General features: G+C 44.0%; 22 protein-coding genes. 19 read left to right on the top strand and 3 right to left on the bottom strand.

What is annotated here, in order from left to right:
• Positions 1-49: 49 nt before the first annotated feature.
• The 4 genes from V7S74_RS07915 to V7S74_RS07900 are packed head-to-tail and all read left to right on the top strand — an operon-like array spanning position 50 to position 2,105.
• Complete coding sequence (locus tag V7S74_RS07915; RefSeq protein WP_406778225.1) at positions 50-415, top strand: hypothetical protein; 366 nt, start codon at positions 50-52, stop codon at positions 413-415.
• A complete protein-coding gene (locus V7S74_RS07910) occupies positions 402-1,166 on the top strand; it encodes an exodeoxyribonuclease III (protein WP_406778224.1) in 765 nt (254 codons plus the stop codon). The genes V7S74_RS07915 and V7S74_RS07910 overlap by 14 nt, the downstream gene beginning before the upstream one ends.
• Before the next feature lie 4 nt (positions 1,167-1,170).
• Positions 1,171-1,473, top strand: a complete 303-nt coding sequence (locus V7S74_RS07905) for a (2Fe-2S) ferredoxin domain-containing protein (protein WP_406778223.1) — start codon at positions 1,171-1,173, stop codon at positions 1,471-1,473.
• 8 nt (positions 1,474-1,481) lie between these two features.
• Positions 1,482-2,105 carry a hypothetical protein gene (locus tag V7S74_RS07900; protein WP_406778222.1) on the top strand — a complete coding sequence of 208 codons (624 nt, stop codon included), beginning with the start codon at positions 1,482-1,484 and terminating at the stop codon, positions 2,103-2,105.
• Here V7S74_RS07900 and V7S74_RS07895 read toward each other — a convergent pair.
• A complete protein-coding gene (locus V7S74_RS07895; protein WP_406778221.1) occupies positions 2,088-2,771 on the bottom strand; it encodes a YjjG family noncanonical pyrimidine nucleotidase in 684 nt (227 codons plus the stop codon). The genes V7S74_RS07900 and V7S74_RS07895 overlap by 18 nt on opposite strands.
• Positions 2,772-2,824: 53 nt before the next feature.
• On the opposite strand from V7S74_RS07895, the gene V7S74_RS07890 reads away from it, so the two are divergent.
• From V7S74_RS07890 to V7S74_RS07840, 11 genes are all read left to right on the top strand, one after another.
• On the top strand, positions 2,825-3,634 hold the full coding sequence (locus tag V7S74_RS07890; protein WP_406778220.1) for an exonuclease domain-containing protein: 810 nt from the start codon (positions 2,825-2,827) through the stop codon (positions 3,632-3,634).
• Positions 3,635-3,739: 105 nt separating this feature from the next.
• A complete protein-coding gene (nuoK, locus tag V7S74_RS07885) occupies positions 3,740-4,069 on the top strand; it encodes an NADH-quinone oxidoreductase subunit NuoK (protein WP_406778219.1) in 330 nt (109 codons plus the stop codon).
• A 28-nt stretch (positions 4,070-4,097) separates the two neighbouring features.
• Entirely contained in the window at positions 4,098-5,981 is a 1,884-nt protein-coding gene (gene nuoL, locus V7S74_RS07880; RefSeq protein WP_406778218.1) for an NADH-quinone oxidoreductase subunit L, read from the top strand.
• Positions 5,982-6,002: 21 nt separating this feature from the next.
• The gene (locus V7S74_RS07875) at positions 6,003-7,448 is read left to right on the top strand and encodes a complex I subunit 4 family protein (protein WP_406778217.1); all 1,446 of its coding nucleotides are present in this window, start codon (positions 6,003-6,005) and stop codon (positions 7,446-7,448) included.
• Between the two features lie 19 nt (positions 7,449-7,467).
• Positions 7,468-8,865, top strand: coding sequence for an NADH-quinone oxidoreductase subunit N (locus V7S74_RS07870; protein WP_406778216.1), 1,398 nt, complete (start codon positions 7,468-7,470; stop codon positions 8,863-8,865).
• A 9-nt stretch (positions 8,866-8,874) separates the two neighbouring features.
• The gene (locus tag V7S74_RS07865; RefSeq protein ID WP_406778215.1) at positions 8,875-9,369 is read left to right on the top strand and encodes a GtrA family protein; all 495 of its coding nucleotides are present in this window, start codon (positions 8,875-8,877) and stop codon (positions 9,367-9,369) included.
• A 191-nt stretch (positions 9,370-9,560) separates the two neighbouring features.
• Positions 9,561-9,737 (top strand): hypothetical protein, encoded by a 177-nt coding sequence (locus V7S74_RS07860; protein ID WP_161566409.1) that lies wholly within the window; start codon positions 9,561-9,563, stop codon positions 9,735-9,737.
• 66 nt (positions 9,738-9,803) lie between these two features.
• Positions 9,804-10,418: a SprT-like domain-containing protein gene (locus tag V7S74_RS07855; RefSeq protein WP_406778214.1), complete on the top strand. Its 615-nt coding sequence runs from the start codon at positions 9,804-9,806 to the stop codon at positions 10,416-10,418.
• Entirely contained in the window at positions 10,405-13,530 is a 3,126-nt protein-coding gene (gene porU / locus V7S74_RS07850) for a type IX secretion system sortase PorU (RefSeq protein WP_406778213.1), read from the top strand. The genes V7S74_RS07855 and porU overlap by 14 nt, the downstream gene beginning before the upstream one ends.
• A gap of 3 nt (positions 13,531-13,533) precedes the next feature.
• Positions 13,534-14,685, top strand: coding sequence for a type IX secretion system outer membrane channel protein PorV (porV, locus tag V7S74_RS07845; RefSeq protein WP_406778212.1), 1,152 nt, complete (start codon positions 13,534-13,536; stop codon positions 14,683-14,685).
• A gap of 1 nt (position 14,686) precedes the next feature.
• Complete coding sequence (locus V7S74_RS07840; RefSeq protein ID WP_406778211.1) at positions 14,687-15,952, top strand: M16 family metallopeptidase; 1,266 nt, start codon at positions 14,687-14,689, stop codon at positions 15,950-15,952.
• A 3-nt stretch (positions 15,953-15,955) separates the two neighbouring features.
• On the opposite strand, the gene V7S74_RS07835 is transcribed toward V7S74_RS07840, so the two are convergent.
• Positions 15,956-16,864 carry a PfkB family carbohydrate kinase gene (locus tag V7S74_RS07835; RefSeq protein ID WP_406778210.1) on the bottom strand — a complete coding sequence of 303 codons (909 nt, stop codon included), beginning with the start codon at positions 16,862-16,864 and terminating at the stop codon, positions 15,956-15,958.
• A gap of 10 nt (positions 16,865-16,874) precedes the next feature.
• Complete coding sequence (locus V7S74_RS07830) at positions 16,875-18,050, bottom strand: hypothetical protein (protein WP_406778209.1); 1,176 nt, start codon at positions 18,048-18,050, stop codon at positions 16,875-16,877.
• A 111-nt stretch (positions 18,051-18,161) separates the two neighbouring features.
• Here V7S74_RS07830 and cysS point away from each other — a divergent pair, with 111 nt between their 5' ends.
• Genes cysS through dxs form a run of 4 tightly spaced genes read left to right on the top strand, consistent with a single transcriptional unit; the run spans position 18,162 to position 23,264 of the window.
• The gene (gene cysS / locus V7S74_RS07825) at positions 18,162-19,652 is read left to right on the top strand and encodes a cysteine--tRNA ligase (RefSeq protein WP_406778208.1); all 1,491 of its coding nucleotides are present in this window, start codon (positions 18,162-18,164) and stop codon (positions 19,650-19,652) included.
• 4 nt (positions 19,653-19,656) lie between these two features.
• Entirely contained in the window at positions 19,657-20,397 is a 741-nt protein-coding gene (locus V7S74_RS07820) for a rhomboid family intramembrane serine protease (protein WP_406778207.1), read from the top strand.
• Between the two features lies 1 nt (position 20,398).
• Positions 20,399-21,253, top strand: coding sequence for a rhomboid family intramembrane serine protease (locus tag V7S74_RS07815; RefSeq protein ID WP_406778206.1), 855 nt, complete (start codon positions 20,399-20,401; stop codon positions 21,251-21,253).
• A gap of 58 nt (positions 21,254-21,311) precedes the next feature.
• Positions 21,312-23,264 (top strand): 1-deoxy-D-xylulose-5-phosphate synthase, encoded by a 1,953-nt coding sequence (gene dxs, locus V7S74_RS07810; protein ID WP_406778205.1) that lies wholly within the window; start codon positions 21,312-21,314, stop codon positions 23,262-23,264.
• Positions 23,265-23,309 lie beyond the last annotated feature (45 nt).

The raw sequence follows: 23,309 nt of genomic DNA, 5'->3' as shown, positions 1-23,309 counted from the left end.
ATTATCATTTTTTGTCCCTAATTTGCGCCTCATTTAAATCACAAGCTATATGGAATTTGAGCCCGCCGTTGTTATTGAAGAATGGGAGCTGATTCTCGATTTTTTCGAAAACACGTTTGGCAAGCGACCATCTGAAATGGAGCCCATCTTGTTGATGATAGGCGTTCAGGAATTAGGGCAGGGTCACGCGCATTTTACCAAAGAACAGAAACAGGATCTCCTGCACATTGCCACGTGTAAAGTGCTGAGCTACAGTGATTTTTACGAACTAGAAGGTTTAGATGAAGAAGGTTGGCCACATTGGAAAAATGTGCAAGCTATCCCTTCACTTCCGCTAAAAGAGCAAGAACTGCTATTAAAAGCACACGTCATTCACTATTTCAAAACCGAGGTATTTCCGAATGAAGATCATTAGTTATAACGTTAACGGCATCCGTGCCGCCATCACGAAAGGTTTTACCACTTGGCTACAAGAGGAAAATCCGGACATCCTGTGTATTCAAGAATTGAAGGCAGAAGTCGAGCAAGTGGACTTGTCTGAAATCTTTGCTTTGGGCTATGAAGTCTATTGGCATTCTGCTCAAAAGAAAGGCTACTCAGGTGTGGCTATTTTCAGTAAGATTAGGCCAAATAACGTGTCCGTAGGTTGCGGTATCGATAAATACGATGCAGAAGGCCGCGTTTTGCGTGCGGATTATGACGGATTTTCCGTGATGTCTGTCTATATGCCATCAGGTTCAAGCGGAGATGAACGCCAAGCCTTCAAGATGGAATGGTTAGGCGATTTTCAAAATTACATTAACGACCTTAAGATTGAATTCCCCAATTTAATCATCGCTGGCGATTACAATATTTGCCATAAAGCCATCGATATTCATAACCCTAAAGGCAACGCGAACAGCTCTGGTTTCTTACCCGAGGAACGCGAATGGATGGATGGATTTGTGAATCGTGGATTCGTAGATTCTTTCCGGGCGGTGAATGAAGAACCGCACCACTACAGCTGGTGGTCTTACCGCGCCGGAGCAAGAGGCAAAAACTTGGGCTGGCGAATTGATTACCAGATGGTTTCTGAGCCTTTGGCCTCTAAAATTCAACATGCCTCTATCCTGCCAGAGGTGAAGCATTCGGACCATTGTCCTATCGTATTACTTTTAAATAGCTAAAACTATGCACTTCGAAAAACACGTATTTATCTGCGCTAACGACAAAGATGCCCCTAAAAAATGCTGTGGTTCTGCTCACGGAATGGAATTAGTCGATGCTTTCCGTGCGAGTTATGCCGCGCAAGGAGGAACCGCTAAAATCCGCGTCCAAAAATCAGGCTGCCTTGATTTCTGTGGAAAAGGCCCTACGATGGTCGTTTACCCAGAAGGCGTTTTCTATGGCAATGTACAAGTGGAAGATGTGGCAGAGATCACAAAATCGCATTTAATCGAAGATGAAATTGTGACTCGCCTTCAAATTCAATAAATTGCAGCATGATTTACCGCTTATATCCCACGCTTTTAAATTCCTTTCATCTCTATGCGAATCAATCACGCGATTCGAATGGCAAGATTATTGTGGATGAAATCGAGTTGATTGACCGCATTAATCGGGTTAAAAAACCGACGACGAATGCGCAGCAAAAGGGGATTGATTTTGAGCGAGCGGTGACTTTAGGTGAAAATGAAGAGGCATTCGCGGAAGGAATCATCGATCAAGCCCGCGACTTATTGCCGGCTAAATACAAAACCCAATTTTACGTAGAAGCCCGCTACAAAAACGCCCAGATTTATGGTTACGTAGATGGCGTGGGTGATACGGTGGCGTTTGACTTAAAAAGCACGGCCTATTATGAGCCGAATCGCTTTTTGACTAACCACCAAAACCTCTACCTGTTAGGTCTTCAAAAATACGGAATTCAGCGACTAGACTACGTTATCACCGATTTCAAGCAAGTCTATGTCGAATCTTACGATGTGAATAACATCGATTTCAGTGTGCAATATGAACAAATCGAGCAATTCATTTTGTTCCTTGAAGAGAACAAAAAATTCATTCGAGATAAGAAGATTTTTGATCGTAAATCGAGCGATAATCAATTATCGATTTTTGAGTAAAGCCCTCAGCTCATCCAAGTGCTGTATTTCGTGAGGTAAATCCGTTTCCATTGAAAAAGGATTATAGTGAATCGCCGGAATACCCACCTGCAAAGCACCACGCACATCCGCCTCCACGTGATCCCCGATCATCAAGGCCTCCTCGGCTTGAATTCCAGCACGGGTTAACGCATAATGGAAAAATTGCGGATTCGGTTTCTTCGTCCCCACCTGCTGCGAGGTGATTATTTCTTTGAAAAAAGAGCGCATACCAGCTCCTTCAATTTTCACATATTGAATATCATCGAAGCCATTTGTTAAAATGTACAGGGGAAAATGCTCGGCTAAATCATGAATCAGCTCAAAAGCACCCGGCATCAAATTCGTCTTCCGTGGTGCACGTTCGAGGTATTTATCCCCGAATTCCTGCGCAGGCCCCTGGATGCCGACCTCCTCAAAAAAGCGAACAAAGCGAATCTCGCGTAATTCTGATTGTGAAATCTCACCTGCGGCGTATTGGTCCCATAAACCGTTATTGATTTTTTCGAAGGTCGCCCAGTAGCTCTTTGGCTCGATGTCTAGCTCGTATTCAAGCGCTAAATCCAGTAATACTTCTCGGGCATTCAAATCATGATCCCACAGGGTATGATCCCAGTCAAAAAAAAGCGCTTTCGGTTGAAAATTCATTTGACAAAGGTAATAATAACTTATCTTTGCTTTGGCCCATTTTAAAAAATCCCATGGAACATCAATTACAACTAAAGAGACCTCTAGCGTTTTTCGATTTAGAGACGACCGGCATTCAAATTAACCGCGATCGCATTGTGGAAATTTCGATTGCCAAAGCCAATCTAGACGGAACCGTGGAGGTGAAAACGCGTCGCGTGAACCCGGGTATCCCGATTCCACTCGAGGCATCTTTAGTTCACGGGATTTATGATGAGGACGTGAAAGATGAGCCTACTTTTCGCATGGTAGCTCGCTCTTTATCCGCTTTTTTAGATGGTTGCGACCTAGCTGGATTTAATTCCAATCGTTTCGATGTGCCCATGTTAGTAGAGGAAATGCTTCGCGCTGAGGTAGATTTCGACATGAAAAACAGAAAATTGGTGGATGCTCAACGCATTTTCCACTTAATGGAGCCACGCAACTTGACTGCTGCTTACCAATTTTATTGTGGCAAAGAATTAATCGGAGCCCACGGAGCAGAGGCGGATGTATTAGCCACGCTTGAGGTATTAAATGCCCAAGTAAAACACTACGCGAATAAGTCCATTAAGGATGCGGATGGTAAGGAAGTCTTCCCGATCCAAAACGACATGGATAAATTACATGAGCTAAGCGCCTCTAATTCAATTGACTATGCGAACCGCATGGCCTATAATAAGGACCGCGTGCCTTGCTTTAATTTTGGCAAACATATAGGCAAACCAGTTCTTGAGGTTTTGAAGTCTGACCCCTCTTATTACGACTGGATGATGAAGGGTGATTTCCCGATGGACACGAAGCGAAAACTAACCGAAATAAAATTGCAAGGTTTTCAGCGTTAAGGCATTTTTGATGTCGAGGCTATCAGATATTTTCGTATTTTTGCCTCGCATAAATGCATTTTTTGGACGGGCTTTTGCCTGAAGCCTTGGTAATTATTTAAGACTATGCAATCAATACCTGAAATTATTCGTACGATTCCATTAACGCATTACATTATTTTAAGCTCTGCTTTGTTTTGTATAGGTATTTTGGGCGTATTAACTCGCAGAAACGCGATCATCGTATTCATGGCGATCGAATTAATGTTAAATGCCGTTAACTTGTTGTTAGCTGCTTTTTCATCGTATTATTCTGATCCTGCGGGTCAAATCTTCGTGTTCTTCATCATGGCCGTGGCCGCAGCTGAAGTAGCTGTAGGTTTAGCTATTATCGTGATGATTTACCGCAATATTCAAAGCATCGACATCGGTGTTCTCAACAAGTTAAAAAACTAATTCAGCGAACCCATTCCGCCAAATTAATATGTCTTTACTATTCCTTATTCCACTATTACCCTTATTAGGATTTGCTATTAATGGTTTAGCGCACCCTAAATTGCCGAAGCAAATCGCGGGCATCATTGGAACAATTCCTCCCTTGGTAGCTTTCGCACTATCGCTTCAGTTATTCTTGAATTTCGATGGACAGGCGCAAATTTTGCCCATCGCGGATTGGATTAACGTGGGTGATTTAAAGATTCCTTTTGCCTTCCAAATCGACCAATTATCGATTTTAATGCTTCTTGTAATTACAGGGGTTGGAACTTTAATTCATATCTATTCAATCGGTTACATGTCGCATGATGCGGGTTTTGGCAAGTTTTTTGCCTTTTTGAACCTGTTCGTGTTCTTCATGTTAATCCTAGTATTAGGGGCAAACTTCACCGTGTTATTCATCGGTTGGGAAGGCGTAGGATTATGTTCATACTTATTAATTGGATTCTGGAACCAAAAAAATTCGTACGGAGATGCGGCTCGCAAGGCCTTCATTATGAACCGTATTGGTGACTTAGGTTTCTTGGTGGGTATCTTCTTGTTGATCCAGGATTTTGGGACGACAGATTACAACACGATTTTTGCAGCGATTCAAAGCGGTGATTATACAACAGACTTAAGCATCATCGCATTCTGTTTATTCATCGGCGCGATGGGTAAATCAGCACAGATTCCTTTGTTTACTTGGCTGCCAGACGCGATGGCAGGTCCTACTCCAGTATCTGCCTTGATTCACGCAGCGACGATGGTGACAGCTGGTATTTACATGGTGATTCGTGCCAATGCCTTATTCGAATTAAGCCCAGAAGTATTGCACTTCGTAGGTTGGATCGGTTTAGCGACAGCCTTATTGGGCGCTGCAATCGGTTTATTCCAAAACGACATCAAGAAAGTCCTTGCCTATTCTACGGTATCCCAATTAGGCTACATGTTCATGGGTTTAGGCGCATCAGCTTATACCGCTTCATTCTTCCACGTAATGACACACGCCTTCTTTAAGGCCTTGTTATTCTTAGGAGCTGGTTCGGTCATTCACGCGATGTCTGACGAACAAGATATTCGCCGCATGGGTGGGTTGAAATCAAAGATGCCTATCACGTTCATCACCTTTATGTTAGGTACGATCGCGATTGCAGGTATTCCTCCATTTGCCGGTTTCTTCTCGAAAGACGAAATTTTAGCGAGCCTTTACCACCATGATCCGATCATGTGGGGTTTAGCGATTTTGGGTTCTGCCTTAACTTCGTTCTACATGTTCCGTGTGTTTATCTTAACTTTCTACGGAGAGTTCAGAGGAACAGAAAAACAAGCGCATCACTTACACGAGTCACCTATCACGATGACTTTGCCCTTAATTATTTTAGCGGTATTCTCTGTAGGTGGCGGATTAATTAACCTGCCGCATTTCGCAGGAGGGAATGAATTCCTAGCCCATTGGTTAGCCCCATTATTGCCAGAAACAGGCGAAGCAGGGGAAGTAAACTTCTTGAGTTTAGAAGGTGGCGCTCCACTTTTAGCGGCTTTCTTGCCAGCGTTCTTAGCCATTTACGTATTCGGAATGCAGAAATCGGTTCCAGCAGAAGATGCCGAAGTATCTGGTATCCAAAAAGTGATTTACAACAAATTCTATATCGACGAATTGTACGATACCTTGTTTGTGAAGCCGATCTCGTTCTTGTCTAATTTCTTCTTCCAAGTAATCGACTTCTTAGTGATCGACTTGTTCGTAGAGGGCTTAGGTCGATTCGTGAAATATGCGTCGAGTGAGTTCCGCAGAGCCCAAACCGGTAACGTAGGCATCTACTTATTCTGCATGGTTGCGGCCATCGTTGTTATCTTATTTGTTAGTTTAAAAAGTACGATCCTTCATTAATCCTTCGATCGCCACATAGCTATGTATCTACTATTTATACTTTTATTCCCGCTTTTGATTGGATCAGCTTTGTTGATCTTCAAGCCAAAAAATGCGTTTGCCATTTCCCTAGCGGCCTCCCTCATTGAATTAGCTGCAACCGCTTTCGTATTACAAGAAGCAAGTTTGAGCCCCGTTTCTTTCTCTGCCCCTTGGGTAGCGGAAGCAGGTTTGTCCTTCTCTTTATATGTAGATGGAATCAGTGGAGTACTAATCGGACTTTGTGCTTTATTAGTTCCCTTCATCGTAGCAACTACGGCAAACACGGATCGTGCGAATAATTCACAATTCCAAGGCTTAATGCTAGCGATGCAAACAGCCCTAATGGGTGCCTTTTTAGCGAAAGATGCGTTCTTATTCTACTTCTTTTTCGAAGCGTCTTTATTGCCGATTTACTTCCTTGCAGCTATTTATGGCGGTGAAAACAAGAATGCAATCACGTTTAAGTTCTTCGTTTATACCTTATTCGGGTCTTTATTCTTCTTAATTGCCTTGGTATTTGTGTACTTACAAACGCCAGGTGAGTTCCACTCAGCGGACATGGATGTGTTGTATCAAACGGCCAAAGGACTTAGCGCAGATCAGCAAGGTTTTTTATTCGCTGCTTTCTTCTTGGCTTTCGCCATTAAGATGCCAGTCTTCCCTTTCCATACCTGGCAACCAGATACCTATACCGTTGCTCCTGCACAAGGCACCATGTTATTATCAGGTATCATGTTAAAGATGGGTACTTACGGAGTGATTCGTTTAGTATTACCGATGTTCCCAGTAGGTGTAGCAACGTGGGGTTTGACAGCTTCAGTCCTTTCGGTGATCGGAGTAATCTATGGATCGATTATCGCCATTCAACAAAAAGATGCAAAACGCTTATTAGCTTATTCTTCTTTCGCTCACGTAGGCTTGATGTCAGCAGGTATTTTATCCGGTAGCATCGAAGGTATTCAGGGTGCATTATACCAAATGTTATCCCACGGTATCAACATCGTCGGCTTGTTCTTCGTGATCGAAATTATCGAACGCAGAACGAAGTCGAGAGAAATTGCACAATTAGGCGGTATCACACAATTCTCTTATCCATTAACAGTGACTTTCGTGATCTTAAGTTTAGGATCCGTTGCTTTACCATTGACGAATGGTTTCATCGGGGAGTTCTTGTTATTGAAGAGTGTGTTTGACCAAAATCTAACACTCGGAATTATCGCCGGTATCACGATCATCTTAGGTGCGGTGTATACCTTGCGTTTGATTCAGAAATCCATGTTCGGGAATGTATCTCGTATCACCTCTGACTTTGCAGACTTAACGGGTGCTGAGAAAGCGGTATTAATTCCCCTAAGTGCCTTAGTTATATTAGGTGGAATTTTCCCATCGACAGTTTTAGGTTTTAGTGAGCCAGCGGTTCAGCAATTAATCCAATGGTTCAAATAAAATAGTATTAAAAAGCATTATGACGGCTATCATTGCATTATCACTTCTAGGTATTTTAAATTTATTCTTGGGCTTTTGGCTTTCTAGAAAAACCATACAGGCAGCGACACTTTTGTTTTTAGTGGGCAGCATGGCCTTAACGGCATTGGACTGGAATCACGAAATGTTGTGGTACGGACACATGTTCCACACGACGAACACATCCATTAGCTTTAGCTTAATCATTCAATTAGCGGCCTTTATGGTGGTGAGTTTCTCGAAAGGCTTTGGCATCGATGAAGAACATACTCATCCAGCAGAATACTACGCCATCTTATTGTTCTCCGTTGTAGGGGCCATTTTAATGGTTTCCTTCGATCACTTAATCATGTTCTTCGTCGGATTAGAGATTCTATCCGTTGCGATGTACGTGTTAACGGGATCCGATAAACGTAATTTGCGTTCAAACGAGGCCGCTTTGAAATACTTCTTAATGGGGTCTTTCGCAACGGGTATCTTGTTATTCGGGATTACTTTAGTGTACGGAGCGACTCGTTCCTTCTACCTAGCAAACATCGCCCAGGTGATTGCGAATACGCCACCAGAATCTACGCCTATCTTCCTTTCGATCGGTGTATTATTAATCTTAGTGGGTTTCTTATTCAAGATTTCGGCCGCTCCATTCCACTTCTGGACACCAGACGTATATGAAGGAGCTCCTACCATCTTTACCATGTTCATGTCGACCGTGGTGAAGGCAGCTAGTTTCGCGGCTCTGTATCAATTATTAAATGGTCCTTTCGGATCCATGTACGGAACGTGGGTTTACCCGATCTACTACATCAGCATGTTAACGCTTCTAGTGGGTAACATTACGGCGGTTTACCAGCAGTCATTAAAGCGCATGTTAGCTTATTCAAGTATTTCCCATGCGGGTTATATGTTGTTAACGGTGAGTGCAAAACAGGTGACTACGCCGTCGACCATTTTGTACTATTCTTTATCCTATACCCTAGCGACTATTGTAGCTTTCGGTGTAGTGATGTTAGTGGCTGAGTACCAAACAGGGCGCACCGAGAAGCCTGAGAACATCAGCTCTTTCGAAGGTTTAGCGAAGCAAAATCCAGGCTTAGCTTTCTGTTTCACCATTGCGATGTTGTCTTTAGCGGGTATTCCGTTGACAGCGGGTTTTTGGGGTAAATTCTTCGTCTTCTCAGACATCTTTAATCGCCATGTCTACTATCCAGTGATCTTAGCCATTGTAATGTCTGCGGTCGGAGTTTACTACTATTTCAAAGGAATCATTGCAATCTACTTCAAAGAAGGAGATATCGAACGCATTGAATTGCCAGGCTTAGTGAAGTTCGCGATGTGGGCTTGTACGTTAGGTACCTTGTTATTAGGCGTTTATCCAAGCATCGTAAAAAACCTTTTTTAACCTAGGCCTTTGAGCGACAAGAAAGCAGCCCTCTTTAATCAGAAAGACTTATTCGCCTATTTTATTGTGGCTGGATTAGGGGCTTGCGTTCAACTCTTAGCCGGAGGTTTAATTAAAGATTGGTTTCGCGTATCCTACGAAGATTCGATACTTCCAGCTTATTTCATTGCCTTAGTGGTAGGGTTCTTCTTAACCAAACTCTTCGCCTTTAATGCCCGCCAAAGCAAGCAGACAAGACGCGAAATGTTCAAATACGTCCTGGTCGCTAGCTTCTCCGGGATCATCACCTGGTTATTCAGCACCATCCCCTACGATTTTATCCACGCGCGCTACCCAGATTTCTTTTTTCACATACCTTATTCGGTAAAAAAGATCAATATCACCCAAATCGGGACTACGATTCATGGGATGGGCTATAGTTTTGTGTCGAACTACATCTTGCACAAGACCTTCACATTCAAGTCCAGCGGCTTTTACGATCGCTTCAAAGATCTGTTAAAATAGGACTAATCTAATTTAGCCCAAATTTAAGGGGTCAATTCTTAAGGAATTCTAAGCCGAATACAGGCCATTACGGCACATTTTCCAAAAAATTTAGCCATTCCTTAAAAAAATCTTAAAAATTATTTTGCATTTATTTGTACTTATAAAATAATGCCGTAGATTTGTGACTCAAACCTTAAACAAAATAAGAAATGAAAAAAGTATTCGCTCTAGCTTTCGTTGCTGCAATGGTAACTTTAGCATCTTGTGGTGAGAAGAAAGCAGAAGCTTCTGCTGACACTGTTGCTGTTGATTCTGCTGCTGCTGCTGCTCCAGCTGATTCTGCTGCTGCTGACACTGCTGCTGCTGACACTGCTGCTGCTAAATAATTTTAGCACAACGATCAGAAAAAAGTCCTTCGCATGCGGAGGACTTTTTTTATGCTTAAAATCTGGATGAAGAATAAAAAGATTGATTCCTTTTTTGACCACTTCCCCCCCAAAGTAGCGGAATACTGCTTTCAACTTTGGCATGATTATTCCTTTGACTTTATCGTCAGCAAATCCCGTGATTCGAAATTAGGCGACTACCGCTTCAGTCCTGCGAAAGGTCACCAAGTCACCGTTAATCACAACCTCAATCCCTACGCCTTTTTAGTGACCTACATTCACGAGGTCGCCCACTTAACGACTTACCTCGCTCACAAGAATAAGGTGCTGCCGCACGGGCAAGAATGGAAGAATGAATTCTATACCTTATTCGAACCCATTTTAGACGAAGAACTGTTACCGGCTGAACTCGTGAGCGTTTTGCGCGCCTATCTAAAAAACCCGGCAGCCTCCTCCACCGGCTACCAACCCCTAGTAGATATTTTAAAGACCTACGATGCTGCGCCTCCAGCCGGCACTCCGGTACATGAATTAGCTGAGGGAACTGCCTTTCAATTAAAAAACCTTTCCTTTATCAAAGGAAAACTTCGCCGAACACGTTACATTTGCAAAGAAATAAATTCCGGCAGGAACTACTTAGTAGCGAAGAATGCATACGTGTTTCCGATTGAAATTTCTTAACCTTTGCTTCGTTCTGCTTTTAGCGGTTTCAACGGCTTATGCCCAAAACTCCGTCCTCGCCACCGGCAAATGGATTAAAGTAGGTATCACCCAATCCGGCCTCTATCAAATAAGCCCTGCCTTTCTAGCAAAGTACAATCAAAAATCCTCTCAAATAGGCGTTTATGGCCACGAAATAGGGCAATTACCTCAATCCAATGCAGCGTCTAGACCTGTTGACTTACAACCCATACCTATTCTGAAGCAAGGAGATAAGGTAGTTTTTTGGGGAGAGAAATTCCAACATAGCTACAGCGATACGACATTTTATTATATCCGTTTAGATGATCCGGCGCCTTCTTTTGTTTCGAACTATCCGGCAACCGGTTCTGCGAGCACCCCTACTTTGGATTATGGACTTAGCCGATTTCATTATGAACCCGAAACGTATAATCTGTTGCAGTCGGGTAGAGAATGGCTGGGAGATGGATTTTTTGGGAATGTAAATCGGAGTATTCAGTATCCATTGTCGGATTATAAGACAGGCCTCCCGGGAAATCTGAAAGGGCGTCTTGCCTCCTCTTCTATCGCACCTGGCACCTTTACTTTTTCGATTCCGGGAAATACGATTGCACCGCTGGTATTCCCGGCGACCACGGGAGGTCGCTATGATCAAAAAGCCTTCGTTCGGGACTTTGCAGCCAAAGTCAACCCTGAAATAAAAGACGGAAACTGGAGCTGGAATTTAGCTTACTCCAATACGACGGGCTCGGGCTACATCGATTTCATCGACTTCGAATACCCACGCCAATTTAATGCCCTTAACGAGAACCCTCGGTATTTTTTACCGAATAAAACGGATTCCTCCTTTAGTATCTCCATCAAAAACCTGCAAGCGAATCAACAGGTTTGGGTAAAGGAAACAGGCAAGATGTGGCAAAAATCAAACAGCCTCTTCTTTTCAGATTTAGCTCCAGGCGCTGAATTACTAGTTTTTGATCCAACTAAAGCCGCTGACCCCAGCTCCTTCGAACTGATTGCCAATCAAAACATCCGGGCAGACGCATCCGCCGATTTGATTATCATAGCTAGTCCCTCCATTTTACCCGCCGCTAAACTCTTCGCGAGCTACCGCGCCTCCCAAGGGCTAAAGGCAAAAGCCTATTCGACCGCAGAAATTTATAATGAATTCTCTGCAGGCAAGGTCGACGTAACGGCCATCCGAGATTTCATCCGACTAAAAAAGCCTCGCTATTTGCTGTTGTTTGGGGATGCTTCAGTCGATTATAAGGGGATCAATAAGGTGGCCACCGCAACAGAGCGAATTAATTACGTGCCTAGCTATGAAAGTAGGGAATCGCTGCAACCTTTGCAGACCTACGTTTCGGATGACTATTTTGGCCTAATTGCAGATAATCAAGGGGAGTGGCTCGAAGGAAATGAAGCCGAGAATGAATCGATTGCTGTCGGAATCGGCCGCATTCCAGCTAAATCAGCGGAAGAAGCTTTTACGCTGCTAAACAAAATCATCAGCTATGAAACGATCAAGGCTAAACAGCCTTTCCGCTTTGCTTGGCTAGCCGACGATGGGGATTCTAACATCCACGTGCAAGATGCAGAGGATTTTTCGAAATTAATACCGGCCGCATTTCAGGTGAATAAAACCTACCTAGACCAGTACCCTCAAGAGCTAACGAATGGGTTTTATGGCTCGGTAGCGGCAAAAAAAGCGAGTCTCGACCTCTTCAATCAAGAGGCTGATTTCATCCATTTCCTCGGGCATGGTTCCGAATCCGCCTGGACGGATGAAAAGGTGATCACTATAAACGAATTGCAGACGCTGAAAAACAGTAAGCAATTACCGCTCTTATTGACGGCGACGTGCCAGTTTGGGCGTTTTGATGACCCCAATCAATTGTCTGGAGCAGAGGTCAGCTTGCTGTCGAATCAGGGTGGTTCCATCGGACTGATTTCAACGACTAGACCCGTATTTCAGAGCAGTAATTATTTATTCGGACAGGCATTTTATAGACAATTAGTTAATTATCTAAATGATAAAAATTTTCGACTTGGCGATTTGTTCAAAGTCGCGAAAAATGAGAGTCAATCTGGGGTCATTAACCGAAATATTACTTTGCTGGGAGATCCCTCGATGCCGCTTCCTTGGAATCAACAGACTTTGAGCCTTCGCCTGGATACTTTAGCGAATGGGGTCATTCAAGGTCAGACGACACCAGCCATCGACGGAGAGATTCAGGTCTATTATTATGGGGAGGACCGGAGTTTACAGACTTTGGGGACCAAAACAGATAAATTCAGCTACACCATTCCTGGCGCACTTGAAGGAGGTATGGCTGCCACCGTGGTAAAAGGCAAATTCAACCTTGCGAGTGTGCCCAGCTCCCAATTAAAATGGCGCGCCCATGTCGCTGATGGAACGCGCTACGGCGGAGGAATGAAGGTTCAGCTCCGAAAAACCACGGAAACCAGCGAATCAAATGCCCCTGCTTTAACGGTCTTACTTTTAAATGAAACAGACGTACAAGCCTGCTCGCCTAATCCGATTCTACAAATCCATATCAGCGACGCGAGCTCCCTCCGTTTTGTGGGTCCTAAAGGTGAATTAGCCTATCTAAGCATCAACGATACCTTAAAAATTCCACTTTCACAGGTATTTATTCCTGTGGTAAATTCCAGCAACAAAGGGTCCATCACCTACCCTTTTGACTCCTTAAAACCGGGGAAATACAAAATTCAGGTTTCTTGTTTCGATGTACATACGAATCAAGGGAATTTAACGTTTGAGTTCACGGTGGCAGCGGCAAAAGAAAATCGGACACTACGGATCTACCCGAATCCCATGACCGAACGAAGTAACTTCTCCTTTTTACAAGAGAAACGCTGGACCAGCTACGCCTACAAACTAAAAATTTATAGTAACTTAGGGAAACAAATCGTAGAGCGAAGCGGAATCATTCCTGGTAGTGATGACGCTAACCTAACATTCTCCATTGATTGGAGTAACGAGGAGAAAGCCCAATTTGATTTCATCAACTACTATCAATTAGAATTGACCTACGGTACTGGAGCTCCATTTGCTAGCTTTAGCGGCAAAATTGGGCATATTAAATAGAACATGAGAAAATTACTAACCCTACTAATTACGACCATCGGATTTGCTTCACAAGCGCAAACTACCCTCGTTTCCGGCCAAGTGAATGCCGGGCGTATTCCGACACCCACCCTTTTATTCCTGAATGTAGCCCCTGATGCGCGTTCTGCAGCAATGGGAGATGCGGGAGTAGCTTTATCCGTGGATGCAAATGCGATTCACTGGAATACGGCAAAATTAGCGACGACGGATAAGAAAATGGGCTTCTCCCTATCCTATACCCCTTGGTTACGCAACCTCGTGAACGACATGGCACTTTATAACGTGGCAGGCTATACGGTGACGAAAAAGAATTTAGTCTTTGGGTTTGCTATCGATTATTTCGACCAGGGTATGTTCCAAGCGACTTTAGATAACGGAACTAGCGCAGGTAATTTTAATTCCAAAGAATTCGCCATCGGCATTTCCCACGCCAGAAAATTATCTCCCGCACTTTCATTAGGGATGAATTTAAAATACATCAACTCGAATCTATTAGGTAATTACCAGGGTTCTGGCGGGGTTAGCAACGCGCTAAAACCAGCCCAAACAGTAGCCGCAGACATTTCTGTGTTCTACTCCAAGCCGAGTGTAGGTCCTTGGAAATACAGCTACGGCTTAACCCTATCGAACATTTCTGGTAAAGTAACCTACGGGGGAACAGAACGAAACTTCATCCCAACTAATTTACGAGTGGGCATGGCGGCGACGCACGAGATAGACGATTTAAACAAGCTGACTTTCACGGTTGACTTCAATAAATTGATGGTTCCTACGCCTCCTTCCTACGAAAATGGGAAGATGATCGGGACAGATCCGGCGACGGTTTCAGCGATCGGAGGAATTTTCGGATCCTTAGCGGATGCGCCGGACGGAATTAGTGAAGAGATGAAAGAGGTGACGACTTCGGTGGGCGCTGAATACTTGTTTAATAATGCCTTTGCTTTGAGAACAGGTTATTTCCACGAGAGCGAAATGAAGGGGAATCGCAAGTACTTCACCTTCGGATTAGGCTTTAAAATGGATTCGAAATACGGATTGGATTTTGCCTATTTAGTGCCGAGTGGTCAAGGAAGCCCTTTAGCTAATACCTTACGTTTAACGCTCATAGCGGGCATTAATCAGCCTGTAAAATAATATGTTAGATCGCCGTAATGCCCCTGCCGCCTACCCGGTGGAGAAAGTTTTATTCCCTTCCCCTAGCCTACACACCTTATCGAATGGGATCCAGGTTTGGGTGGTATCAGCGGGAGAGCAGGAGGTTTTTAAGTTAGAGTTGAGTACCAAAGCAGGTGCCATTCACAGCCCTCTAGCCGGATTAGCCGGAATGACTGCCTCCTTGATGAAGCGGGGAACCGCGACGCATACGGCTCAACAAATACACCAAGATTTTGATTTTTTCGGGGCTTTTTGGGACGTTCAAGCGAGCCTAGACCAGGGAACCTTTACGGTTTACGGCCTCAATAAACATTTTAATTCCCTACTTCCGCTGGTCGCTGAGATTCTGCAAGAAGCGAGCTTCCCGGCAGAAGAAGTCGAAAAGGAACTCGAAATCGAGCGCCAAAAAACGAAATTAAACTGGGAGAAAACTTCGTATGCTGCCAGTCAGAAATTCCGTTCTAACCTATTCCCAAGCGACCCCTACGGTCGTTTTACGGTGGCATCGGATTTTGACGCTTTAGATCAGCAGGTAATTAAGAAGCATTTCGAAGGCACCTGGAAATCCCAAAAACCTGTCATCTTCCTTTCAGGTAAGATTAGCGATACGCAAATCGCCTATTTAGATGCGACGCTGGGGCAAATAAACTTTAACAGCCCAGCCATTTCGATACCAACACTCCAAACAGCGAAAGAACCTATCCGCCTTCGGGAAGAAAAAGAAGGATCCGTTCAGAGCTCCATCCGATTCGGATTACCGGCCATTTCGAGAAATCACCCGGACTATTTCCATTACAGTGTGATGAACACGGTGCTGGGAGGGTATTTCGGATCTCGTTTGCAGAAAAATATTCGCGAAGACAAAGGTTTCACGTACGGCGTTTCCTCCAGCCTAGCACCTTACCCGCGGGGAGGATATTGGGTCGTAGGAACGGATGTGAATGGGGAGAATGTGGACGCGACTTTGGCAGAAATCAAAAAAGAAATCACGATTCTTCAAAACGAATTAGTCCCTTCTGAAGAGCTAGAGATCGTGAAAAGTTACCTGATGGGAAGCTTCACAGGTGAACTGACCCAGGCCTTCGATATCGCAGAAAAGGTGCGCGTGATTCAATTAGATGGCTTAGCGCCTAACTTCTATGATCAGTTCCAGGACAGCATACAAAATATCCAGGCCCAGGATATTAGAGACATAGCTGCTAAGTACCTGAACCTGGATAAGATGCACGAGGTGATCGTGGGATAAGAATTAGAACGAAGCTAACTCTCTAAATTCATTGACACGGCTCGCTAAATCAGCTTCCGTAATTTCAAATAAACGCTCAGTTCCGAATTTCTCCACACAGAAGGACGCCATCGCTGATCCGTGAACAATCGCACGACGCATATTTTCAAACGAAATATCGTCCGTCTTTGCTAGGTATCCGATGAATCCACCTACGAAGGTATCACCCGCACCTGTTGGATCAAATACGTCTTCTAATGGAAGCGCTGGGCAATAGAACATGCGATCTCCTTGGAATAACAAGGCACCGTGCTCCCCTTTCTTAATGATTAAGGTCTTAGGTCCCATGGCCATGATCATTTTAGCAGCCGTTCTTAAAGAGTATTGCTCAGATAACTGACGTGCCTCCTCATCGTTGATGCAAAGTACATCTACCATCGTCAACACACGCTTCAAATCGTCCATCGCTACGTCCATCCAGAAATTCATGGTGTCCATTACGACTAATTTCGGGCGCTTAGCTAATCCTTGAATCGCTTCGATTTGCACCTGTGGAGTTAAGTTACCCAACATTAAATAATCACAATCTTGGTAAGAAGCAGGAATAACCGGTTTGAAATCCGCTAACACGTTCAATTCCGTCACTAAAGTGTCACGAGAATTCATGTTGTTGTGGTATTTACCTGCCCAGAAAAACGATTTCTCCCCTTTCTTGATTTGTAAACCATCTAAGTTGATGCCGCGAGACGTCAAAGTGTCCATGTATTCTTGTGGAAAATCATCTCCTACTACAGCCACTACGTTTACTTTTGGCAAAAAAAAGGCCGCTGATAAAGCAATGTAAGTACAAGATCCACCGATGATTTTATCGGTCTTTCCGTAAGGAGTTTCTAAGGCGTCGAACGCAACGGTTCCAATGGATAATAAGCTCATAATAAATTAATTAACCTACTTTAGGACAACGACTAAAGGGTTGGTTTGGATTGAAAAATTTGCGGTATGTAATAAAAGTTTTATCGTTCGTGGCTCCTAGTTGGGAGACAAATCGAAGCATTTTGGGATTGAAATCACCCACCCAATTCATGTCCATCGTTGTATATGGATAGAATGGATTTGTGCGAGCTACCTCGCGGAAGCGAAGTGCAATGGCTGACTCGACGCCTTTGCCTTGGTGATCTGGGGTTACCCCAAAAATCACCCCACACGTACGCGTCAAGGTTCCTTTTAATTTTAATAATAAGAACTTAATCATGCCCCACCAGTTCAGTTTACCGTTTAGGTGTTTCACGATTTGGTTCAAATCAGGGATCACAATGAAGAAAGCCACTGGCGTTCCATCTGTTGTGTAGGCAAACCATAATAATTGCTCATCAATGATGGGCTTCATGGTTTTTACGAGTTTTTGGGCAGATTCAGAGCTCATTTCCTTTACACCTGGGAATTTTGCCCAAGCCGCATTGAAAATGAAGCGAAAGTCTTCTGCATATTTAGAAAGATTACTTTTTTCGATGTGTTGAAAAACGTATTCTGGATTCTCAAAAATGCGTTGCGCCTTTTCTTCAATGCCTTGCGTTACATTAGCGCCGGCGATAGGCGAAACAAATACGTATTGTTGGAAATAATCTTGGAAACCGTAGTTCTCGAAGAAAGAAATGTAGTAGGGCTTCGTCCAAGGCATTTTGTAGGTGGGCTCGAACTCCCAGCCTTTGACCATCAAACCCCAGAAACTATCGCGCTCCCCAAAATTAATCGGGCCATCCATCCCCTCCATTCCACGCTCTGAAAGCCAGTTTTTGCAAGCATCAAATAGCATAATGGCTGCCTCTTCGTCTTCGATACACTCAAAAAAGCCCATTCCACCCACGGGAATTTCGCCTTCTTTTGTATTTCGCTCATAAAATGCCGCTACTCGACCAATGGCCTCACCAGCCTCAGAAAATAAAATCCAACGAATAGCCTCTCCTTGCTTAAAATGCGGATTTTTACGCGGATCGAAAATCGATTCGATGTCGTTATCTAGCGGACGAATCCAATTCGGATCAGAGGCGTACAGCTGAACCGGCAATTCCAAGAAGGTCTTCTTTAATCGAGCGTCGTCTCCTACTTCTCTCAAAAACATACCAAAAGCGATTTAATGCAAAAAACATACAAAGGTAATGAATTGCGTTTGGGTTTGGTGAATTAAAAGAATCCAATTAATTTTAATTCCTTTTTAACCTTCCGGTTTTACATGCAGCCCTTAAAAATATACAATACCCTGAGTCGTGAAAAAGAACTTTTCACCCCGATACACGAAAATCACGTAGGCCTTTATGTCTGCGGACCCACGGTATACAATTATGCCCATTTGGGAAATGTGCGCACTTTTACGTCTTTTGACGTCCTGAACCGCTATTTATTGCATATCGGATACAAGGTTCGCTACGTTCGAAACATTACGGATGTGGGACACCTTGTGGGCGATGGTGATGAGGGAGAAGACAAAATCGGTAAGATGGCCAAACTGGAAAAGTTAGAGCCGATGGAGATCGTTCATCGCTTTACCCAAGATTTCCATCAGGTATTAGAAAAATTCAATCTTTTGCCTCCGAACATTGAGCCTACGGCAACCGGCCATATTGTGGAGCAAATCGAAACGACGAAGGCCTTAATCGATAAAGGATTAGCCTATGAATCGAATGGTTCGGTTTATTTCGATATCGAGACCTATAACAAGAATGGCGGTAATTACGGACATTTATCTGGCCGTGTCATTGATGATTTATTAACAGAGACACGTGACCTAGATGGTGTGGGCGAGAAGCGTAATCCACTGGATTTTGCGCTTTGGAAAAAAGCCTCACCGGAACACATCATGCGCTGGCCATCTCCATGGGGAGAGGGTTTCCCAGGCTGGCATTTAGAGTGTACTTGCATGAGCCACAAATACTTAGGAGATACGTTTGATATTCACGGCGGTGGAATGGACTTGAAATTCCCCCACCACGAATGTGAAATTGCCCAAGCAAAAGGAGCCTACGACCGGGCACCCGTCCGTTATTGGATGCATACGAATATGCTGACGGTGAACGGCCAAAAAATGAGTAAATCCCTCGGAAACTCCTTTTTACCTGCCGAGTTAATCACAGGCAATCACCCCCTATTAGACCAGGCCTACAGCCCGATGACGGTTCGCTTCTTTATGTTGCAATCGCAATACCGCAGTACCTTGGACTTCTCAAACGATGCCCTAAAAGCCGCTCAGAAAGGCTACAAGAAGATCGCTAACGGCTTGCGCATCATCAAAAAGCTGGAATATCCTTCGGGAATTTCCGCGAACCCAGATGCGGCGCAAGAAAAAGAAATCAATGACGCGATTCAAGGCTGCTACGACGGTATGAACGACGACTTGAACACGGCCGTGGCAATTGCGCATCTATTTACCCTGTTAAAGAAAATTAATTCGATTTATACGGGTTCTCTTTCATTTGAGTCCCTTTCTGTTGAAACATTTTCGAATTTAAAACGTTTTTATATCAGCCTTTTAGAAGATGTTCTAGGGATCAAAGAAGAGGTACCAGCAGAAATGAATGGCCTAACCGATGAACTTCTTCAACTCTACAAGGGTTTCAAGGAAAGTAGACAATACGATAAGGTAGATGAGATTCGTGGCGCCTTTAAGTCTGCTGGATTATTGATTAAAGACATGAAGAACTCCATCGATTGGGGTTACGAAGAATAAAACTATGCTAAGAAATTTAACACCTACCGTTCGAAATTTAATTTTCGCGAATGTCGCTATCTTCTTAGGATCAGCCTTCATTCCGGATGATTTATTCGCCTTGTTTTTTTTCCAGTCGAGCAAATTCCACTATTTCCAACTGATCAGCTACATGTTCGTTCATGCGAACTTTATGCATTTGTTGATGAATATGTTTGGGTTATATATGTTCGGATCTATTCTGGAGCGTATTTGGGGAGGCCAACGCTTCTTGTTTTTCTACCTCTTCTGTGGGGTGGGTGCTGGATTATTACACGAGGCCATTCAATATTTCCACGATTACGCGAGCATTCGCAAAGCGCTTGAATTAGCCCTTTCGAACCCTAATTCTGATTTCTTGATGGATTATTTCAATCGTTTTGACGGTAGCACTTCGATTAACGAAGGTCGCCTGAATGCCTTAGGAGCGATTGACCATTACAAAGAATATACGACTCAAAACCCAGTCGTAGGAGCCTCTGGGAGTGTTTTTGGTATTTTGATGGCTTATGGCTATTTATTCCCAAACTCCGAGATGTTCATCTTCCCTATCCCGATTCCGGTGAAAGCGAAATACCTCGTAATGGGTTTCGCATTCTACGAGTTATGGGCTGGAAAAGCAGCTGCGGAAGGAGATAATGTGGCTCACTTTGCGCACTTAGGGGGTATGCTTTTCGCGGTGATTTTATTATTGATTTGGCGTCAAAAACGAGACAGTTTTTATTAAGATGCGCAGTATCCTGACCGATATAAAAAACATCATACAACAACCTGGCAATGGGTTGATGAAGATTATTGTGGCCAATGGCGCCATCTTCATCGCCTTGATGATCGCCCGGGTGGGATTGTTAATTGCGGGCGAATCGGGACTTTTTGATGCCTTTTTCGCGCAGGTATCCCTTCCGTCCACGCTGGACTTAATCATTCAGCGTCCTTGGAGCTTGGTTACCTATTTTTTCTTGCACATCGAGATCTTCCATTTGATCTTTAACATGATGTTTCTGTATTGGTTTGGGACGATTATTCAAGATTTCATTGGGAATAAGCGCTTAGTTCAGCTCTTTTTCTATGGAGGTTTAGCCGGAGCAGCCGCCTTCATTCTAGCGATGAACACGGTTAGTTTTTTCATTGCCAAAGGTCCTAATTTTCTCAATGGAGCCTCTGCCGGCGTATTTGCGGTGGTAGTTGCCGCGGCGACGATTCGCCCGAATTACCAAGTCCACCTACTCTTATTAGGTCCAGTCCGCATTAAATACATCGCCGCCTTTTACGTGTTGTGGTCCTTTATCGAAACGACGGGGTCGAACGCGGGTGGAAACATTGCTCATTTAGGGGGAGCCATTCTTGGTTTCATTTTTGCCAAAAACTTTTTAGCAGCCTCCAAACCTCAAGCCATCTTTGAAATAAAAATTAAAGAATTTGCCCAGGTGGTTAACCAGCAATTTCAAGCTCGAAAAGAACCCGAAACAGTACCCGAGGATGAACTGAATGCCATTCTGGATAAAATATCGCAATCGGGCTACGATAGTTTATCTGACTACGAACAAAAAAGATTATTCAAAGCGAGTCAAAAAAATGACTAAGGCTTAAAAACATTTTTACCTTTGTAAGGTTAATCTTTCACACTCATTAAAAGCGTCTATGCAATTTGAAGCCGGTCCATTACTTAGCAAAATATCCACTCCGGAGGATTTGCGTAAGTTGCCGAAGTCAGACTTACCCCAAGTTTGCGACGAATTGCGTCAATTTATCATTGACAACGTTTCTGTGAATGGAGGCCACTTTGGCGCTTCTTTAGGGGTTACCGAATTAACCGTTGCCCTTCATTATGTGTTCAACACGCCGGACGATCAACTCGTTTGGGACGTAGGCCACCAAGCATATGGTCACAAAATCCTAACAGGTCGCCGCGAAAATTTTCATACGAATCGTTTAATGGGCGGAATTTCGGGTTTCCCGAAACGCTCTGAAAGTACATACGACACCTTTGGCGTAGGTCACTCCTCTACTTCTATCTCTGCGGCGTTAGGTATGGCTGTAGCCTCAGGCTACAAGAAAGAGTCTCACAGACAACACATTGCCGTTATCGGTGATGGATCGATGACTGCGGGAATGGCCTTCGAAGCCATGAACCACGCGGGTGATATCCCGAACAACATGTTGATTATCCTGAACGATAACTGCATGGCGATCGACCCGAACGTGGGTGCTTTAAAAGAGTATTTGACAGATATCACGACGTCTCATACCTATAACAAGGTGAAAGATGATGTGTGGAACTTGTTAGGTAAGATGTCCAAATTCGGAAAGACGGCTCAAGAAATCGTTTCGAAGATTGAGAACGGATTAAAAGCGACTTTACTGAAGCAAAGCAATCTGTTCGAATCATTGAATCTGCGCTATTTTGGCCCCATCGACGGACATGACATCGATAACTTAACAACGGTCCTAAACGATCTAAAAGACATCCCTGGCCCTAAGATTTTGCATTGCATTACGACGAAAGGAAAGGGATATTCATTAGCCGAAAAAGACCAAACCTTATGGCATGCTCCCGGCAAGTTCGATAAGACGACCGGAGAGATTCACAAGAAAACCTACGATGATCCTCAACCACCTAAATACCAGGAGGTTTTTGGCCATACTTTGTTAGAATTAGCCGAGAAGAATCCGAAAATTATGGGTATTACCCCTGCAATGCCTTCTGGATCTTCCTTGAATATTATGATGCGGGCGATGCCTAACCGCGCTTTTGATGTGGGGATCGCGGAACAACATGCCGTGACTTTCTCTGCGGGATTAGCGACACAAGGCTTAACCGTTTTCTGTAATATCTACTCCTCTTTCATGCAACGTGGTTACGACCAAGTCGTGCACGATGTCTGCTTGCAAAAATTACCCGTTATTTTCTGCTTAGACCGCGCTGGTTTAGCCGGGGCTGACGGCCCTACCCACCACGGATTGCTTGATTTAGCCTTCATGCGTTGTGTGCCTAACATGATCGTAGCCGCTCCTCGCAACGAGCAAGAATTGCGTAACATCATGTATACGGCTTCGTTAGATTCTTTCAAGTCCCATGAAAAAGCCATCACCATCCGCTACCCACGTGGAGAAGGTGTGATGCCCGCTTGGAGAACTACTTTAGAAGAAATTGAAATCGGTAAGGGTGTTCAATTAATGGAGGGTGATGAAATTGCCATCTTGTCGATTGGTCATATTGGAAACGAAGCCATTGCCGCTTGCGAAAAAGCGCGTGAATTAGGCTTGAAACCAGCCTTATTCGATATGCGTTTCGTTAAACCTCTCGACGAAGAGTTATTGCACCGTGTTTTCAAGCAGTTTAAAACGATAATTACCGTGGAAGATGCGGCGATTCAGGGAGGATTTGGTTCTGCCATCGCTGAATTTATGGTCGACCACAGCTATACCGCTAAAATAATTCGACTCGGAATTGCAGACGAAATCGTGGAGCACGGAGAGCAAAAAGAACTCTACGCCCTTTGCGGAATCGACGCAAACGGCATTTTAGCAAAAATCCAAGCGAACACTACCCCAGTTCCTGCGAAAAATAATCCGAAAGCGCTTGTTTCTTAAAGTGTTAATAGCACTTTTCAAAGAAATAATCCCTACCTTTGCACC

Source organism: Aquirufa novilacunae, from assembly GCF_045310505.1.
Classification (GTDB): Bacteria; Bacteroidota; Bacteroidia; order Cytophagales; family Spirosomataceae; genus Aquirufa; species Aquirufa novilacunae.
Note: the sequence above shows the minus strand (reverse complement) of the source record. Positions and strands in the feature narration are given on the sequence as shown.